Source organism: Streptomyces scabichelini, from assembly GCF_011045015.1.
GTDB classification, from domain to species: Bacteria; Actinomycetota; Actinomycetes; order Streptomycetales; family Streptomycetaceae; genus Streptomyces; species Streptomyces scabichelini.
Map to the genome: position 1 here is coordinate 1 of NZ_JAAKZY010000208.1, position 17211 is coordinate 17211.

At 70.5% G+C, this 17211-nt stretch carries 13 protein-coding genes; 6 read left to right on the top strand and 7 right to left on the bottom strand.

Annotated features, from left to right (window positions below):
- Nucleotides 1-108 precede the first annotated feature (108 nt).
- A complete protein-coding gene (locus tag G5C60_RS40600) occupies nucleotides 109-1593 on the top strand; it encodes an alpha/beta hydrolase (RefSeq protein ID WP_165267439.1) in 1485 nt (494 codons plus the stop codon).
- A gap of 86 nt (nucleotides 1594-1679) precedes the next feature.
- Here the strand turns inward: G5C60_RS40600 and G5C60_RS40605 are convergent, their stop codons facing one another.
- Together G5C60_RS40605 and G5C60_RS40610 are read right to left on the bottom strand one after the other, a co-directional pair.
- Nucleotides 1680-2879: a CoA transferase gene (locus tag G5C60_RS40605; protein ID WP_165267441.1), complete on the bottom strand. Its 1200-nt coding sequence runs from the start codon at nucleotides 2877-2879 to the stop codon at nucleotides 1680-1682.
- 180 nt (nucleotides 2880-3059) lie between these two features.
- Nucleotides 3060-3467, bottom strand: a complete 408-nt coding sequence (locus tag G5C60_RS40610; RefSeq protein WP_165267455.1) for a MarR family winged helix-turn-helix transcriptional regulator — start codon at nucleotides 3465-3467, stop codon at nucleotides 3060-3062.
- A 101-nt stretch (nucleotides 3468-3568) separates the two neighbouring features.
- Here G5C60_RS40610 and G5C60_RS40615 point away from each other — a divergent pair, with 101 nt between their 5' ends.
- The 4 genes from G5C60_RS40615 (at nucleotide 3569) to G5C60_RS40630 (ending at nucleotide 8930) form a co-directional block, all read left to right on the top strand.
- Nucleotides 3569-4084 carry a YceI family protein gene (locus tag G5C60_RS40615; RefSeq protein WP_165267443.1) on the top strand — a complete coding sequence of 172 codons (516 nt, stop codon included), beginning with the start codon at nucleotides 3569-3571 and terminating at the stop codon, nucleotides 4082-4084.
- Between the two features lie 114 nt (nucleotides 4085-4198).
- The gene (locus G5C60_RS40620; RefSeq protein ID WP_241267429.1) at nucleotides 4199-5050 is read left to right on the top strand and encodes an MBL fold metallo-hydrolase; all 852 of its coding nucleotides are present in this window, start codon (nucleotides 4199-4201) and stop codon (nucleotides 5048-5050) included.
- Between the two features lie 87 nt (nucleotides 5051-5137).
- On the top strand, nucleotides 5138-7720 hold the full coding sequence (locus G5C60_RS40625; protein WP_338146067.1) for an ATP-binding protein: 2583 nt from the start codon (nucleotides 5138-5140) through the stop codon (nucleotides 7718-7720).
- 277 nt (nucleotides 7721-7997) lie between these two features.
- Nucleotides 7998-8930, top strand: coding sequence for a hypothetical protein (locus tag G5C60_RS40630; protein WP_165267445.1), 933 nt, complete (start codon nucleotides 7998-8000; stop codon nucleotides 8928-8930).
- A 64-nt stretch (nucleotides 8931-8994) separates the two neighbouring features.
- On the opposite strand, the gene G5C60_RS40635 is transcribed toward G5C60_RS40630, so the two are convergent.
- Nucleotides 8995-9585 (bottom strand): TetR/AcrR family transcriptional regulator, encoded by a 591-nt coding sequence (locus G5C60_RS40635; protein ID WP_241267430.1) that lies wholly within the window; start codon nucleotides 9583-9585, stop codon nucleotides 8995-8997.
- A 75-nt stretch (nucleotides 9586-9660) separates the two neighbouring features.
- On the opposite strand from G5C60_RS40635, the gene G5C60_RS52680 reads away from it, so the two are divergent.
- Nucleotides 9661-11727 carry an ABC transporter ATP-binding protein gene (locus G5C60_RS52680; RefSeq protein ID WP_241267431.1) on the top strand — a complete coding sequence of 689 codons (2067 nt, stop codon included), beginning with the start codon at nucleotides 9661-9663 and terminating at the stop codon, nucleotides 11725-11727.
- A gap of 49 nt (nucleotides 11728-11776) precedes the next feature.
- Here G5C60_RS52680 and G5C60_RS40650 read toward each other — a convergent pair whose 3' ends face one another.
- From G5C60_RS40650 to G5C60_RS40665, 4 genes are all read right to left on the bottom strand, one after another.
- Nucleotides 11777-12985, bottom strand: a complete 1209-nt coding sequence (locus tag G5C60_RS40650) for a glycosyltransferase family 4 protein (protein ID WP_165267447.1) — start codon at nucleotides 12983-12985, stop codon at nucleotides 11777-11779.
- Nucleotides 12982-14439 (bottom strand): sulfotransferase family protein, encoded by a 1458-nt coding sequence (locus tag G5C60_RS40655; protein ID WP_165267449.1) that lies wholly within the window; start codon nucleotides 14437-14439, stop codon nucleotides 12982-12984. The genes G5C60_RS40650 and G5C60_RS40655 overlap by 4 nt, the downstream gene beginning before the upstream one ends.
- A gap of 95 nt (nucleotides 14440-14534) precedes the next feature.
- Nucleotides 14535-15353: a YceI family protein gene (locus G5C60_RS40660; protein WP_165267451.1), complete on the bottom strand. Its 819-nt coding sequence runs from the start codon at nucleotides 15351-15353 to the stop codon at nucleotides 14535-14537.
- Between the two features lie 128 nt (nucleotides 15354-15481).
- Nucleotides 15482-17211 (bottom strand): MFS transporter (locus tag G5C60_RS40665; RefSeq protein WP_165267453.1); only part of this gene is annotated, 1730 nt, incomplete at its 5' end.

Consider the following 17211-nt stretch of genomic DNA (forward strand, 5'->3'; position numbering starts at 1 on the left):
CCCCCGAAGGCGCCCCACCCGCCGGAGGGCAACAGGGGGTAAACCCCCCTGAACATCGGGCGGTTGGCAGGATATGGCGGGCGCGCGTGGGCGGCAAAGATCGTGTGCATGACGAAGACCAAGCGAAACGCAGCCCTGATCGTCGTCTCCGCCGCCGTCGTCGGCCTCACCGCACCGATCACGGCGTCGGCCTCGACCTCCGCTCCTCCCAAGGCGCTCGACTGGACGAAGTGCGAGGGCAGCGGGCTCGACCCGCGGCAGGAGTGCGCGACCGTCGAAGTTCCGATGGACTACGCCGATCCTGACGGCAAGAAGATCGGCATCGCCGTCTCCCGCATCCCCAGCGAGAAGCCGGAGGCACGCCGCGGCGTGCTGCTGCTGATCCCCGGCGGTCCCGGCGGCAGCAGCCTCGGCAATCCTTCTGACAAGGGGCAGAAGCTGCCGCAGGACGTGCGGGACAGGTTCGACCTGATCGGTTTCGACCCCCGCGGGGTCGGCCGTTCCGCCCCGGTCAGCTGCGGCGCGGAACACGGCGACCTCGCCCTCTCGAAGCTGCGGCCCTGGCCCGCCCCCGACGGCTCCGTCACGGAGAACATGGTCAACGCCCAGCGACTCTCGGACGCCTGCGCCCGCAACGGCGGCGAGCTGATGCGGCACATCAGCACCGCCAACGAGGCCCGCGACATCGACCGCATCCGGGCCGCGCTCGGCGAACGCAAGCTCTCGGCGTGGGGTGTCTCGTACGGGACGTACGTCGGCGCCGTCTACAGCCAGCTGTTCCCGCACCGCACCGACCGCATCGTGCTGGACAGCAACGACAACCCCGACCCCGTAGGGGTGCAGCGTGCCTGGCTCGCCGCGTACGAGAACGGCGTGGAGGACAACTTCCCCGAGTTCGCCAAGTGGGCGTCGGCGCCCGGCAATCCGGACCGGGTGGCCAGGACGGCGGCCGAGGTGCGGCCCCTGTTCCTGCGGCTCGCCGCCCGCCTCGATCGCGAGCCCATCCCCTGGCCGGGAGCCAACCCGGAGGAGCTGAACGGCAACGTCCTGCGCCAGACCATGCTGGACACCTTCGCCGACCCCGACGACTACCCCACCCTGGCCAAGTTGATCCTGGCCGCGCGGAAGGGGACGGTACCGCCCGCGCCTCCGGCGCCGTCCGACTCGGTCCAGCAGAACGTCACCGCGGTCTCGGCCGCCACCATCTGCAACGACGCCGCGTGGCCCAAGTCGACCGCCGTATATCAGAAAGGCGTCGACGAAAGCCGTGCCAAGTACCCGCTGACCGCGGGGATGCCGAGGAACGCGATGGTCTGCGCCGCCTGGCCGTACGAGCCGAAGGAGGCGCCGGTACGCATCACCGGCCGCGGCCCCTCCAACATCCTGCTCGTCCAGAACGAGCGGGACGTCGCCACGCCGCTGAGCGGCGCCCTGAAGCTCCGTAGCGCCTTCGGCAAGCGCGCCACGATGGTGACCGTGAACTCCACCGGCCACAAGGCCTACCTGGCCAACGGCAACGAGTGCGGCGACCGGACGGTCTCCCACTTCCTGGCGACGGGGGAGAGGCCGGGGCGGGACGTCTACTGCGACTGACGTCTGGGGCTGATGGGTGGGCCCGACGGATGGGGCTGACGTCTGTGGCTGGGGCTAGGGCTAGGGCTGTGGCTGGGGCGGGCTCGTCAGATGACCTTGGCGGAGCGGAGGGCGTCGATGTCCGCCGCGCTGTGGCCCAGTTCGGCCAGGATCCGTTCGGTGTGCTCGCCGACGGCGGGGACGGGGTCCATACGGGGAGCGGTGCCGGCCAGGTCCACCGGCGGCAGGAGCGCCGGCACCGCACCGCCACCGGGAATCCGTACGTCGCGCCAGCGGTCCCGTGCGCTGAGCACGGGATGGGCGAGGAACTCCTCGACGTCATTGACCCCGGCGTTCGCGATACCCGCCTCGTCCAGCAGTTTCTCCACCTCGCGGCTGTCCGACCGGCCGAACCGCTCGGCCACGATGGCGTTGAGCTCGTCCCGGTGGGAGACCCGGTCGGACCCGGTCGCGAACCGCGGATCGTCGACGAGCTCCGGACGCTCCAGGAAGCGCTCGCACAACGCCACCCACTCGCGCTCGTTCTGGATCGAGAACAGCACGTCCTTGCCATCGGCCGCGGTGAACGCGCCGTATGGGGCGATGGTGGCGTGCTGTGTGCCGATCCGTGGCGGCTGGGCTCCGCCGTGGCGGGTGTAGTAGGCGGGCTGGCTCATCCACTCGGCCAGCGCCTCGAAGAGGGACACCTCCACCGCGCGGGCGACCCCGGTGGTCGCCCGCGTGTAGAGGGCGGTGAGGACCCCCGAGTACGCGTACATCCCCGCGGCGATATCGGCGACCGACACCCCCGCGCGGGCCGCTCCGTACTCGTTCCCGGTCAGCGAGACAAGCCCGGTCTGGCACTGCACAAGCAGGTCGTACGCCTTGCGTCCGGCCCACGGCCCGCTGGTCCCGTAGCCGGATATGGAGCAGGGGATGAGCGACGGGTGCCGCTCGGCCAGTTCCTCCGCGCCGAGTCCCAGCCGGGTGGCGGCGCCGGGGGCGAGATTCTGCATGAACACATCGGCTCCGCCGAGGAGTTGCTCCAGGATCGCCCGCCCTCGGACCGACTTCAGGTCCAGCGTCAGGGACTCCTTGGACCGGTTGAGCCAGACGAAATAGCTTGACTCGCCGTCGACGGTGGTGTCGTACCGCCGCGCGAAGTCCCCCTCCCCCGGCCGCTCCACCTTGATGACCCGCGCCCCGAGATCGGCCAGCTGGCGGGTGGCGAAGGGGGCTGCCACGGCCTGCTCGACGCTGACGACGGTGACGCCGGCGAGGGGTGGTTGTCGGGGGTGCTGGGTCACGGGGGGATGCCCTCCTGATGTCCTTTGTCCTGCCGCTTACATCCTGCGGTACATCCTGCGGCTTACATCCTGCGACAAGTGGCGTTCGATCCGACAGGTCCGGGACACCTCTCACAGCCGTGACCAGGCATTTCTTCGGTCGCGAGTGGCTCAAATCGGCCACATGTGCGACACGCCCGTCTACCAGTCGGCGTCCCGTGTGCCCGGGAGCAGGTCGCGCAACGCCTGGCGTTGCCGGGGGCCGAGTGTGCGGGCGACGGCGTCGGTGACGGCGTCCGCCAGTGGGGCCGAGGCCTCGCTCAGCAACCGCCGTGCCTTCTCGGTGAGCGTCACCTCGATGCCGCGTTTGTCGCCGCAGACCGACTGCCGGGAGATCAGCCCGGCGTGCTGGAGACAGGCGACCTGATAGGTCAGCCGCGTCTTCGGGCGGCCCAGAAGCTCCGCGATCCTTGTCATCCGCAGGCCGGCTCCGGGCTGGTCGGCCAGCAGACACAGCACGAGGAACTCGTCGTGCGAGACCCCGAGCGCGTCCTTGACGCGAGCACGCAGCTGTTGCTCGATCGCCCCGGCCGCGGCCAGCAGGTGCATCCAGGCCCGCAACTCGTCCGGCAACAGACCGTCCTCGCCCGATGGGTCGCGGTCGCGTTTTTGGACCACTCGCGTCCCCCCTGCCCGTCAGGAGAATCCTCATGTCTGTCGCAGTCGAAACCGGCCTCTGGCAGCTCGACCCCGCCCGCTCCACCGTCGCCTTCCGGCACAAGACGATGTGGGGCATGGTCACCGTGAAGGGCACGTTCACCGGAGCCACCGGTGACGGCGAAGTCCGTCCCGACGGCTCCGCCAGCGGCACGGTGACCCTCGACGCCGCATCCCTGGACACCAAGCACGCCAAGCGCGACAAGCATCTGCGCTCCGCCGACTTCTTCGACACGGACCGGCACCCGGCCATCACCTTCGCCGTACGCAGCGCCGTCCCGGGTACGGACGACACCGTCGAGGTCTCCGGTCAACTGACCGTCCGCGGCATCAGCCGCCCCCAGTCCACCACCGCGCGCGTCACCGACTCGACAGCCGACGCGATCACTCTGACCGCGGAACTGACCGTCGACCGGGCCGAGTTCGGCATGAGCTGGGACCAGCTGGGCATGCTGCGCGGCCTGGCCACCGTCACGACCACCCTTCGCTTCGCCCGCGTGACGGCGTGACCGGGAGGCAGGCCGAAAATAGGAAACTGGTGCCCTGCGTTTGACGATGGCGTGCCCTGGGGCTGGACTGGATTCACGGTGCTGCTGCCGAACTCCGTTCTAAGGGGAGCAGCGATGACAACCATGGAAACTTTCAATCTTCTGCAGCCCTATCGGATCGCCGAGGAGACATTCGTCATTCCGTGGGCCCTGGAAGCCCCGCCGGTCGGCCACTTCCCGATGAATTCGATGGTGATCCGGGGAGCCGAGCCGGTGCTCGTGGACACCGGGGCACCGGCGGTACGGGCACAGTGGCTGGAGGCCGCATGGTCCGTGGTGGATCCGTTGGACGTGCGGTGGATCTTCCTCACTCACGACGACCGTGACCATGCCGGCAACCTCCTGGCGGTTCTCGCCGAATGCCCGAACGCGACACTGCTGACGACCTGGTTTTCCATCGGGCGCATGGCCGAGGAATGGGAGACGCCGGTCAACCGGTGCCGTTTCATGATCGACGGCGATACGATCGATGTGGGTGACCGAACGCTGGTTGCCAAACGGCCGCCGTTGTACGACAACCCCACAACGCGCGCCCTTTTCGACTCGAAGACCAATGTCCTGTGGGCGGTGGACACCTTCGCGACGAACGTGCCTGCTCCCATACCTGAAATCGCCGACCTCTCCGCGGAGGAATTTCGCGACGGGCAATTCTTCGGCGGGCGTCTGGTCTCGCCCTGGGTCGCTTTGCTGGACGGCCAGAAGTTCGGGGCAGTGGTGGACTACTTCCAGGGGCTGGACCCCGAGGTCATCGCCGGCTGTCACACGCCGGTGCTTCGCCGGCCACAGATCGCGGAGGCGTTCGACCTTCTCCGGCGGCTGCCTGAGATTCCGCCATGGACAGAGTTCACGCAGGCCGACCTCGACCAGTGGATGGCGCTCGCCGAGGGGTCGGTCCCGCCGGAGCAGCCGCGACCGTCGGCCACGTGACGCAGGGGCAACCCGAGGGTCAAGGAGGCCCTGTTCCGGAAGGGTTCGAAGTGGCAGGTGGGTCCTACGGCGGGGAGACTGACCAGTGTGAACCTCGTGGAGCGGGAGTGGGTTCTTGCCAAGCTGGCCGGCCATCTGGGGCAGGCCGATCGGGGCGACGGCCGCTTGGTGCTGCTGCGGGGCGAGGCCGGAATCGGTAAGAGCGCGGTGGTCCGTCGCTTCTGTGAGCAGGTCGATGCCGAGACGCGGGTGCTGGTCGGCAGCTGCGATCCGTTGAGTACACCGCCCCCACTGGGCCCGCTGATGGACATCGCCTCCGGCTTGGGCACGGTGGTGAAGGAGGCACTGGAGGCAGCGCTCAGCGGGACCAGCGGCCCCAATGTGGTCTTCCGGGCGTTGTTGGACGAGCTCAGCGGCGGTCCTGTGACCCTCTTGGTCTTCGAGGATGTGCACTGGGCGGATGCGGCCACGCTGGATCTGCTGCGCTTTGTGGGCAGGCGGATCGGCGAGCTACCGGCGTTGGTGGTGGTCACCTACCGCGACGACGAGGTGGGGCCGCTGCACCCGCTGTCCGTTGTACTGGGCGACCTGGCCGGCTGCCCGGCGCTGGCCCGGTACGACCTGGAGCCGCTGAGTCGCTCCGCGGTCGCCCGGCTGGCGGTCCGGAGACCACACGATCCGGCTGCGCTGTACGCGATCACGGAGGGCAACCCGTTCTTCGTCACCGAGGTGCTGGCCGCCTCGGAACCCGGCATCCCCGTGACGGTGCGCGAGGCGGTGATCGGCCGGTTGGGCCGGCTGCCGGCGCACGCGCGCGATGTGGTGGAGGCCGCGGCCGTGGTCGGGACCAGCGCCCCGGTCGATCTGCTCGGCAGCATCGTGGCGAACGCCGAGACCGCGGTCGACGAGGTGCTCACCGCCGGCGTGCTGGAGGCCGAATCGACCCAGTTGGCGTTTCGGCACGAGCTGGCCAGGGCCGCGGTCCTGGACTCCATCCCGGCGATCCGTCGGCGACGGCTCCACGCGCTGGTTCTGAACGCGTTGCGGGCGCCCACCGACGGCTCGGCCCCGGACCTGTCCCGTCTGGCCTACCACGCGGATGAGGCGGGTGATGCGGAAGCAGTCCTGAAGTACGCGCCCGCCGCGGCGGCGCACGCGTCGAGGCTGACCGCCCACCGCGAGGCGGCAGCGCAGTTCGCCCGGGCGCTGCGCCACGCCGGTGCCGCCCCTCAGGCGCAGCGGGCGACGTTGCTGGAGGGGCACGCCTACGCCTCCTACATGACCGGTCTGGTCCCGGACGCTGTCGAGTCATGGGAGACGGCCGGGCGGCTTCGGCACGCGATGGGCGATCTGCTGCACGAGGGAGACGACCTGCGCTGGTGCTCGTACATGCTCTGGTTGCTCAGCCGGAACCGGGAGGCGCGAGAACGCGGAATCGAGGCGGTCCGGCTGCTGGGGCATGCTGGGCCGACGCCGGAGCTGGGACGGGCCTACGTCAATGTCGCCGAGCAGGCCGGCTTCGACTGCGACGTGGCGACGACGGCCGCCCACGCCGAGCGGGCCATCGAGGTGGGCCGGCACATCGGTGACGCGGGTCTGGTCTTGCGCGCGCGGTTCCACGCGGCGATTGCCACCGTGCTGAGTCAGGACCACGGGTGGGAGGAACTCGAGGAAGTCTGGCAGCAGGCCGCGGCGCGACAACTGGTCGAGCATGCCGGGATGTTCGGCCCGGTCATCTCGGCGGTCGCCATGGTCCACCGCGACTTCGATCGGGCGAGGGACTACGACCGGCGGGCCGTCGCCTTCTGTCGGCACTACGACCTCGATATGTTCCTCGACTACCTCCGCGGGGCCCGGGCGATGGGCCTGGTCCACCAGGGCGCGTGGGAGGAGGCCGCAGAGGAGGCCACGGCGGTGCTCCGCTTGCGGTCGCTGCCACCCGTGAGCCGAATTTTCCCCTTGCTCGCACTTGCCCTCGTCCGCGTCCGGCGGGGAGACCCTGAGGTCCGTCCACTGCTCGACGAGGCCGCGACCCTCGGCGAGCCGAGTGACCTGGTCCGGATGGGACCGGTATGGGAGGCCCGGGCCGAAGCGGCCTGGCTGGCAGGAGACGACGCGTCGGCGATCGCCGAGGCGAGCCGCGGGCTGCCTGCCGTCGGCCAGAGCTGCGATCCCTGGGCGGTCGGCGCCTGCGCCCGATGGATCCGATTGGCCGGCGGACGGCCGCCCCCCGGGCCGGCCGCGGGGCCGTTCGCGCTGGAGCTGTCCGGAGACTGGGCCGCCGCGGTCACGGCATGGCAGCGGCTCGGCTGCGCGTACGACGCGGCGCTGGCACAGCTCGCGGGTGACGCGGAGGCGGTGGCGAAGGCCGTGGCCACCTTTGATGCCCTCGGCGCCCGGGCCGCTGTCGTCCGTGGCCGGGTCCGGCTGAAGGAGTTGGGTGTCCGGCTGGGAACGCGCGGTCCGCGCACCATCGCGCGGGCCCACCAGTACGGCTTGACCGCCCGCGAGCAGGAGATCGTCGATCTGCTGAGGGAAGGGCTGTCCGGGCCCGACATCGCAGCCCGGCTGTTCATCACTCCCAAGACCGTCAGCCACCACGTCACCGCGATCTTGCAGAAGCTCGGAGTCCACAGCCGGGCCGAGGCGCTGCGCAAGCTCGGCTCCTAGTACTCCCAGCACTCGTATGTACTCGTAACCGGATCATGACGGTAAGTATCTGGGGTCATACCGGCCAAAACTGGGGTGGGCTGCCCGATGTTCCCGCCCTGGGGCGGCTTTAGCTTGAGGCCACAAGCGAGTCCCACGTGATCGGCAATGGACGTGGCCACGCCTCGGTATCCGGTCGAACGCCAGGATTGCCCGTTGAGGTGATCCATCTGATCACCGTCTTGCTCCCCCCACGCGTGTTCGCACTGAGGACCCACCTCATCCAGGAATCTGCATCATGGACACCATCGGACTCCGTATCCCCAGGACCGTAGAAAACACCGGCCGCCGGGCGGAGGCGTTCAGAGCCCGCCCGCCGGAGTGGAAGATCCATTGGATTCTGCGCATCGCCATCGCGTGCGAGTTCATCGGACACGGGGCCTTCGGAATCATGGGCAAGGAGGCCTGGCTCAGCTACTACGCCGTGTTCGGCATCCCCCCGTCAGCTGCCTGGGTACTGATGCCGCTGACCGGGATGGTCGACATCACGCTCGGGCTTCTCGTGCTGGTCCGCCCCACGCGTGCCCCCCTGGCGTACATGGCGTTCTGGGGCCTGTTCACCGCCGTGCTGCGCCCCCTGAGCGGCGAGTCGTGGTGGGAGGTCGTCGAACGCTCCTACAACTTCGGCATACCCCTCGTACTGCTCCTGCTCTGCGGCCTGGGCGCCTCCCGCGGTGAATGGCTCGAGAAGATCCGCACGATCCCCTACCTGACGCGGCAACGGGCGCGGTCGTTCGCCTGGGGCCTCCGGGTGATCATCGGCGCCTTCCTGATCGGACACGGCGGCTACGGAGTCTTCGACCACAAGCCGATCCTGACCGAGCAGTACGAGTCGATCGGCCTGACCTCCCTGGTGGACGACCCCAGCGTCGTGAGCAACGCCGTGGGCTGGTTCGAGATCGCGCTCGGCGTGCTCGTGCTGGCGGCCGTGCCCATGACCAGCGTGCTCCTCTTCGTGTGCGCCTGGAAGATCGCGACGGAGATGCTCTACGTGACGAGCGGAGCGCGCGGGGCGGGCTTCGAGGTCATAGAGCGGTCGAGCAGCTACGCCGCACCTCTCGCGCTGATCCTCGTCATGGCCGTTCTCGCGCGCACGGCACAACCGCGATCCGGCGACGAAGCGCCTGCGGGAAGCCATCCAGCTGTACGAGCTGTTGCCGGCCGGGGCTGAGCCCGCCGACACGACCCAGCAGGGTCAAGTGAGTCGGTGAGGTCGTTTCTCGGCTGCGGGTCGCTCAGGGTGCGACGGCCTTGCGGAGTGTGTGGAGGCACATGGTCAGGGCGGTGTGCTTGGGGGTTTTGTAGTCGCGGGCCTGTTCCCAGGCCGTGTAGAGGAGGGCCCACAGGACGTTCTGGATCCAGTGGGCGTCCGGTTCGGGATCGAGGGTGCCGTCCGCCTGGCCGCGTCGGATCACGCGCAGCAGTGTCTTGTCGGCGGGGGTCTCCTCGTCCCAGCCTGACCAGTTCCTGAACTGCGGCATGTCGAACAGCAGCATGAGGCGGTCGCCGAGTTCGAAGTACTCCTGGCAGAGCCGCTCCAGGGCCTTGGGGGCAGGGCCGTCGTCGAGCCGGGCCCGCTCGGCGGCCACCGCGACGCTGTCGAGGACGTCCGCGCCGATGGCGGCCAGCAGGTCGGACCGTTCGGGGAAGTAGCGGTGGACGGTGGTGCGCCCCACCCCGGCGGCCGCCGCGACGTCGGCGAGCGACGCGGCCTGGTCGGTGGACAGCAGTTTGACGGCGGCGTCCAGGATGGCGCGCCGTGTTCGCGCCCGCGTCCCGCTCTCGGTCACCGCGGTGCGGCCGTCACCCATGCGCACGTCACCCATGCACATACGGTAGCGCGTCATTCCGGACCGAAACTCGCTTGCCCTTAGTGGAACATCGGTGTTCCACTCGGTGGCATGACTGTTCCCAAAACCACCCGGCAGGACGCGGCCGCGCCACGGCTGCGCATCCTGTGGTCGTTCGCCCGGCCGCACCGAGCCGCACTGGTGCGGGCACTGCTGCTGGCCCTGGTGGGGTCGGCGCTCGGGCTGGCCACGCCGATGGTCACCAAGTGGGTGCTCGACGCGCTGGGCGAGTCGGCATCGCTGACCGGCCCTGTGGTGGCCCTGCTGGTGCTGCTCGTGCTCGGCGGCGCCGTCGGGTTCTGGCAGTGGTCCATGCTCGGCGCGCTGGGGGAGCGTGTGGTGCTGGAGGCCCGCGAGTCGATGGTGCGGCGTTTCCTGCGGGCCACCGTGCCCGCCGTCACCCGGCGCCCGACCGGCGAACTCGTCACCCGCGTCACCTCGGACACGGTGCTGCTGCGCGAGGCCGCCACCGGCTCGCTGGTCGGCCTGATCAACGGCACGATCATGCTGGTGGGGACCCTGGCCCTGATGGGCGTCCTCGATCCCGTACTGCTCGGCACCACCGTGGCGGCGGTGGCGGTGATCGGCGTGCTCTTCGCGTTCCTGATGCCCGGCATCGCCACGGCCCAGCAGCGCGCCCAGGAGCACATCGGACGGCTCGGCGGCGTGCTGGAGGGCACGCTGCGCGCCATCCGGACGGTGAAGGTGAGCCGCGCCGAGGACCGCACGGCCGAGCGGATCGTGGCCGACGCGCGCGCTTCGGCGGAGTACGGCGTCCGTGCGGTCCGCCGCGAGGCGCTGGCCTGGACGATCGCGTGGTCCGGCATCCAGCTGGCGATCATCGCGATCCTGGGCGTGGGAGCCTGGCGGGTCGGCGAGGGGCATCTGGAGGTGTCCAGCCTGATCGCCTTCCTGCTGTACGCGTTCGGCCTCATGGAACCCATCACCGAACTCAGCCAGAACCTCACCGCGCTCCAGGCCGGCATCGCCGCCGCGGAACGCATCCGGCAGACGGACGATCTGCAGACCGAGGGTCTGCAGACCGGGGATCTGCAGACCGGGGATCTGCAGGCGGACGACCTGCTGACCGAGGATCTGCAGTCCGGCGGTCTGCGGTCCGGTGATCCGCGGTCCGGCGGTCTGCAGTCCGGCGGTCTGCGGTCCGGTGATCCGCGGTCCGGCGGTCTGCGGTCCGGTGATCTGCGGTCCGGCGGTCTGCAGTCCGGCGGTCTGCGGTCCGGTGATCCGCGGTCCGGCGGTCTGCGGTCCGGTGATCTGCGGTCCGCGGATCCCCGGACCGACGACACCGCCCAGCCAGTGCCCAGGGCCGCCCCCGCCCCGGGCGCAGACGCAGACCCCCGCGACGACATCCCCGTACTGGAACTGCGGCAGGTCACCGCGGCCTACGGCCCCGACGCCGAGCCTGCCGTACGAGGCGTCGACCTGGCCGTCCCCCGGTACGGGCACACCGCGATCGTCGGCCCCTCGGGAGCCGGCAAGACGACCCTCTTCTCCCTCATCCTGCGCTTCCTCGAACCGACGGGCGGCGAACTGCTTCTGGACGGCCGCCCGTACCGCGACCACACCTACGACGACATCCGGGCGCGGCTGGCGTACGTGGAGCAGGACACCCCGATCGTGCCCGGAACCATCCGCGACAACCTGCTGCTCTCCCGCCCGGACGCGACGGACGAGGAACTGCGCCGGGTCCTGCACGACGTCCGGCTGGCCGAGAAGATCGACGCCCTCGGCGAAGGGCTGGACACGCCCCTGTCGTCCACGACCGTCTCGGGCGGGGAACGCCAGCGCATCGCACTGGCCCGCGCTCTGCTGCGTACCCCCGACGTGCTGCTCCTGGACGAGGCGACCGCCCAGCTCGACGGACTGACCGAGGCCGCCGTCCACGACTGCATACGCTCCCGCGCGGGCACGGGTGCCGTGGTCACGATCGCCCACCGGCTGTCGACGGTGATCGACGCGGACACCATCGTGGTGATGGAGGCGGGCCGCATCCGCACCCGGGGCAGCCATGAGGAGCTACTGGCGACGGACAGCCTGTACCGCGAGCTGGTGGAGGCCCTGCGCATCGCCGCGACCACCGCCCCGGCCGCACGGTGAGGCAGAGCCGGCCGGACATCAGGCCCCTGGGCCTACGAGGCCCCTGGGCCTACGTCACGCGCCCCTCCACGGAGGCCACGAGACGCCCGGCACTTCTCCTCGCCTCGTGGAGTTCCGCGAACAGCCGCTCCCACTGCGGGTGGACGACCTCAGGAGCGTACGAACGGGCTGTCACGGCGGCCGTCGCGCCCATGTCCGCGCGCAGGCCCTCGTCGGCCATGAGCTGGCGCATGGCTTCGGCCAGGGCGTCGACGTTCTCCGGCGGGACCAGGAGGCCGTCCTTGCCGTCGGTGATGACCTCGGCGGGACCCGTGGGGCAGTCGAAGCTCACCACGGGCAGTCCGTGCGTCATCGCCTCGATCATCACCATCGGCAGCCCCTCGAAGCGCGAACTGAGCACGTAGAACGACGCCTTGGCCAGCTCCTCGTCGAGTTCGTCGGTGGTGCCCATCAGCAGGACATGGTTGTAGAGGTGGTGTTCGTCGATGAGGGCGCGCAGTTCGTCGTGCCGTTCGCCGCTGCCGTAGATACGCAACTGCCAGTCCGGATGGTGTTCGACGGCCTGCTTGAAGGCGAGGATCAGCAGGTCGAAGCCCTTCTGCCGGAACAGGCGGCCTGCGGCCACGGCGATGGGGGCGGCGTATGTGGTGTGCCGCTGCCGGACCGCGTGGACGGCGTTGGGGATCCGTACGATCCGCGTCCCCGGCAGGATCCGCGCGTACTCCTGGCGGTCGGCGTCGGTGAGCACCGCGACGGCGTCGAAGCGCGGGTAGTGGCGGGCGATCGCCGCGCGTACGTCCGCTTTGTACACGCTCAGGTTCATGTGGTCCTGGGCGACGAGGACGACGTCGGACGGCGCGTACCGGGCCGCGAGGATGTTCAGGGCCGGGCGGGTCGACACGAGCACGCCGCCGTGCACGCCGCGCAGGTGGCGGACGAGAGCGTCCTCGACATACCGGGTGAAGTACTGGATGCCGAACTCGCCCCGCGGGATGTGCCGCGGCGGCCTGCGGGTCCGGCGGCGGGTGAGGAGACCGCGGCCGCGGCGGCGGTCGGCGCCGGCGCTGTCGCGTTCGTCGACGAGCACCGTGACGGGAATCCGCGGATCCAGGTGGAACCTCGGCCGGTCGCGTCGGCGCAGGACGCTGATCAGCTCCACGTCGTGGCCCGCCGCCCGCATGGAGTTGGCCTGGTTGAACACGGTCCGGATGGTGCCGCCGGTGCCGTACGCGTGCAGCAGCAGGTAGCGGATCCTCATGACGTGGACCGCGCCTTTGCTGTCATCCCCGCCTCTGCCGGTGTCCGCGCTTCGTCTGCCGCGCATTCGACGGAGAGGTTGTCCTTGACCGTGTAGTACGGCTTGACCAGCACCGCGTGCCCGCCGTCGAGGAGGGCGCGCTGGGCCGGGAAGACCAGCGTCCTCTTCTTGTCCTTCAGGTCGTCGAGATGCCGCCCGGCACGCAGCCGCACCTCGCCGTCGTCCGTGTCGGTGACGAGGTGGATGTCCCATTGGGACGGCTTGGACGGCTCGGATACGTCATCGCGCGCCAAGTCGGAGACGGGGAAGGACGCGTCGAAGCGGGTGCCGTCGAGCGTGGCCGGGTAGATGAGCCGCCGCTTCTTGTCCCCGCGCGGCACCAGCAGCAGCCGCCATCGTACGTCCGGGGGCGCGGACTCACCATGGAGGGCGCCCGTGATCCGGATCCGGCCGTCCCGGGTCCACACCTTGTCGATCTCTGCGTGAGCGGCCGAGGCCCCCGCCTCGGCCGGCGCTCCCGCCTCGGCCGCGCGACCGTCAAGGTAACCCCACGCCGCGCTGATCTCCCGCAACGGCTCCGGGATCTCGTCCCCGGTCGGCAGCTCCCGACCGCGCTGGACCCGGCCGCTGCGGATCTTCTCCTTCCAGTCGCCGAGCCCCTTCTGCAGATCCCGCAGCTCGTCCCCGGCCCTGGTGCCGTACTCCAGCATCTCCGGCTCGAAGTCGACGCCGAGGAAGGCGCAGATCCCCTTCAGCGCGGACTCCGGGTCGGCGGTCAGCTCCTCGTAGCGCACCGTGTGGCCGGGCAGCGCCCGGCGGGCCCGCTCGGTGGCCCGCATGTAGCGCAGGGCGTCCAGCGCGGCCTCCTCGGGGGTGCGCTTCTCCGGGTCCGCCTCGTACCAGGACCGGGCGATCGAGGCGGGGTGACGCAGCAGGAACAGGAAGCGGGCTTCGGGCCAGCAGGCGGCCAGGCGCTGGTACGCGAAGGCGTTGCTGGGCGTCTTCTCGACGATGAAGTCCTTGCCCGACTTGACCAGTTCGCGGTGTAACACACGGTCCCACAGCAGATGTTCGAGATCGCCGCGCTCCAAGCCGAGTACGCCCATGGACCGCTCGGCGAGCCGGGCGCTACATCGCACCTCGAGCCGGCGGACGTGCAGTTCGTGCGGCGCGTACAACCGTGAGTGGGCGCCGAGCAGCAGTCGCAGCAGCGTGGAGCCGGAGCGGACCGGGCAGACGACGAAGACCGGGCGGCGCACCAGCCGGTCGGCCTTCGGATCCTCGGGCGGACGGAAGGCGACCTGCGGCGACCTGGCCCTGCCCGCGGCGTCGTCCGCCGCGTGCGCCGTGCCGGTCGTACGCGCGCCCGCCGGTGCATCTGACCTGCCGACCCTGCGTACCTCGTACCCGACGGCGGAACCCATGCGCTTGTTCAGCTTCCGGAGGAGACCCATACCCCCGACGCTAGAAGCGGAATGGCACCGATTTCAACGGAAGTTCACCGGAGGGTACGGTCACCCGCCGGTCAACCCGTCCACCCGTCAACCCGTCACATCTGAGGCAAGGTCTCCCCCTGCACCGCCTGGATGTCCAGCGACACCTTCAGCGTCGCGCCGACCGCCGCGATGCCGGCCCGGACCACCTGGTTGTAGTTCATCGAGAAGTCCTCGCGGCGCAGCTCGGTCGTGGCGCGGAACGCCGCCCGCACCCCGCCCCAGGCGTCGGGACCCGTGCCCAGGTAGGCGAGGTCGAGGTCGACGGGGCGTACGACGCCGTGCAGGGTGAGTTCGCCGTGGACGGTCCAGCGGTCGGGTCCCGCGGGGCTGAGACCGGTCGAGTGGTACGTGATCTCCGGGCACCGTTCGGCATCCAGGAAGTCCGGCGACCGTAGGTGGTCGTCGCGCATGTCGTTGCCGGTGTCGACCGAGGCCGCGCGGATGACCGCCTCGACGCGGGACTTGCCGGCGTCCTCGGCGATGTCGATACGCCCGCCGAAGTCGGTGAAGCGGCCGTGCACGCTGGACAGGCCCAGATGCTGGGCCACCGCCTCCACGGAGGAGTGGACCGGGTCGATGGTCCACGGACCGGGTGGGGGCAGCTCGACCCCGGCCTGACGGCCGAGGACGACGTGGCCGAGTTCCGCGCGGCCGCTCGCCGTGACGAGCGCCGTCGACGCGGCGGGCGCGTACCCGACCGCGGTGACGATCGCCGTGTAGGAGCCGGGCTCGAGGTGGGAGTCGTCCCTGACGGCGCCCTCGGCGTCCGCCTCGGCGCGCAGGATCTGCGTGCCGGTCATGTCGGTCACCGTGACCACCGCGTGCGGCACGGCCCAGCCGTCCCGGGTGCGTACCCATGCGCTGAGTGCCATTCGCGTTTCTCTTCTCTTCCGTGCGAGTTGTTGCCGTTGGGCCCGGCCCCTAAGGAGGCCGCAGGCCTCTTAGGGGCGCGGGGAACTGCGCGACCAGCCCCCACCGGCCCGCAGGTTCAAAACCGCTCCTACAGCGGAGCGCCCTCGTGGGCGAGTTCGATGTCGTGGTCGTCGACCCCGCCACCGGAGACCGTCACCCCGGTGGCCTTCGGCGGGTAGCCGGTCGCCATGACCGTGTACTCCCCGCTGTCCAGGTCGGAGAAGGCGTACGCCCCGTCGATGCCGGTCGTCGTCGTGGCGACCACATTGCCCGCGGCGTCCACGAGCGTGACCCGCGCGTCGCTCAGCGGAGCACCCGCTCCGCGCACCGTGCCCCGCACATGTGCTCCGGGCTGAAGCTCGACCTCGACCCGCGTGGCACCGGCGCCGCCGACCTCGACGGGCAGGGCCATCGGCCGGTGCTTGGGCGAGTTCACCGCGAGGGTCACCGTCCCCGGCACCAGGTCCGAGACGGTGAACTCGCCCATGGCGTCCGTCTCCCCGGTGGCCAGTACGTCCCCGCGGACGTCGGTCACGATGACCACGGCCCCGGCGACCCGGACCCCGCTGTCCGCCGACCGCACCACACCGGCAAGTCCGCTGGTGCCGCTCAGCAGGACGTCGTACGTGACGGGCGCGTCCGCCACGACGACGGTCGAGGCCTGCGGCTGGTAGCCGTCGGCGGCGGCGATCAGGACGTACGAACCGGCGCCCGGCGCCTGCACGCCGTAGGAGCCGTCGCCCTGCGCGACGGCCCGGCCCAGCTGCCGCCCTTCGAGCGAGATCAGCGTCACCGCGGCTCCGGACACGGGCGCGCTCTCCGCACCGCGGACGTATCCGCGGACGGGTATCCCGCTCGCCCCGTCGTCCCAGCCGTCGTCCCAGCCGCCGTCCCGTCCGTCGCCCTGGACGGTCGCGAGGTCCAGGGGCTTGCGGGGCCCCGGAAGGGTGACCGACGCACTCGGCGCGCTCGCGTCGGCAGTGGCGCCGACAGAGGCGGCGGCAGTCGTGACGGCGGGTGCGCCGGTGCCGTCCGGGGACGCGGACGGCGGCGTTTTGGCAGCGGTCGCGGGTGCTTCCCCCGCGGCGGCGAGCGGACGCTGGCGCGGGATGAACGAGGCGACGACGAAGGCGAGGAGGGCGGCGCCGACGCCGATGGCCAGGACCGCCTTGAAGCCGTCCTCGGAGGGGAGGGCGGTGCCGCCGAAGGTGGTGGTCATCTGCGCCAGGATGACGCCGGCGACCGCACTGGCGACCGACGTACCGATGGACCGCATCAGGGTGTTGAGGCTGTTGGCGGCGCCCGTCTCGGACGCGGGCACGGCGCCCATGATGAGCGCGGGCATCGAACCGTAGGTGAAGCCGATACCGGCGCCGATGACGCAGGACACCAGGATGAAGTGCCAGACCTCGTCCATGAGCACGATGTTCAGTCCGTAACCGGCGGCCACGATCAGCGCGCCGATCATCAGCGTCACCTTCGGGCCCTTGGCCTTGGTGACGGCCGCGGAGACCGGGGCCAGGGCCATCATCACCAGACCGGACGGCGCCATGACCAGGCCGGCGGCGAGCAGCGACTGGCCCAGACCGTATCCGGTCGCCTCAGGCAACTGCAGGATCTGCGGAATGACGAGGGACATCGCGAACATGGCGAAGCCGACGGCTATCGAGGCGAGGTTGGTGAACAGCACCTGACGGCGTGCGGTGGTGCGCAGGTCCACCAGCGGCTGGCTGACGCGCAGTTCGAAGAAGCCCCACACCAGCAGGATGACGACGGCCGCACCGAACAGGCCGAGGATGGTGCCGCTGCCCCAGCCCC

Excerpts from the sequence above, each read along its gene's own strand:
- G5C60_RS40600 (WP_165267439.1), top strand. The coding sequence starts at position 109 with ATGACGAAGACCAAGCGAAACGCAGCCCTGATCGTCGTCTCCGCCGCC.
- G5C60_RS40610 (WP_165267455.1), bottom strand. The coding sequence starts at position 3,467 with ATGCACCTGCTGGCCGCGGCCGGGGCGATCGAGCAACAGCTGCGTGCT.
- G5C60_RS40615 (WP_165267443.1), top strand. The coding sequence starts at position 3,569 with ATGTCTGTCGCAGTCGAAACCGGCCTCTGGCAGCTCGACCCCGCCCGC.
- G5C60_RS40620 (WP_241267429.1), top strand. The coding sequence starts at position 4,199 with ATGACAACCATGGAAACTTTCAATCTTCTGCAGCCCTATCGGATCGCC.
- G5C60_RS40630 (WP_165267445.1), top strand. The coding sequence starts at position 7,998 with ATGGACACCATCGGACTCCGTATCCCCAGGACCGTAGAAAACACCGGC.
- G5C60_RS40635 (WP_241267430.1), bottom strand. The coding sequence starts at position 9,585 with ATGGGTGACGTGCGCATGGGTGACGGCCGCACCGCGGTGACCGAGAGC.
- G5C60_RS52680 (WP_241267431.1), top strand. The coding sequence starts at position 9,661 with ATGACTGTTCCCAAAACCACCCGGCAGGACGCGGCCGCGCCACGGCTG.
- G5C60_RS40650 (WP_165267447.1), bottom strand. The coding sequence starts at position 12,985 with ATGAGGATCCGCTACCTGCTGCTGCACGCGTACGGCACCGGCGGCACC.
- G5C60_RS40655 (WP_165267449.1), bottom strand. The coding sequence starts at position 14,439 with ATGGGTCTCCTCCGGAAGCTGAACAAGCGCATGGGTTCCGCCGTCGGG.
- G5C60_RS40660 (WP_165267451.1), bottom strand. The coding sequence starts at position 15,353 with ATGGCACTCAGCGCATGGGTACGCACCCGGGACGGCTGGGCCGTGCCG.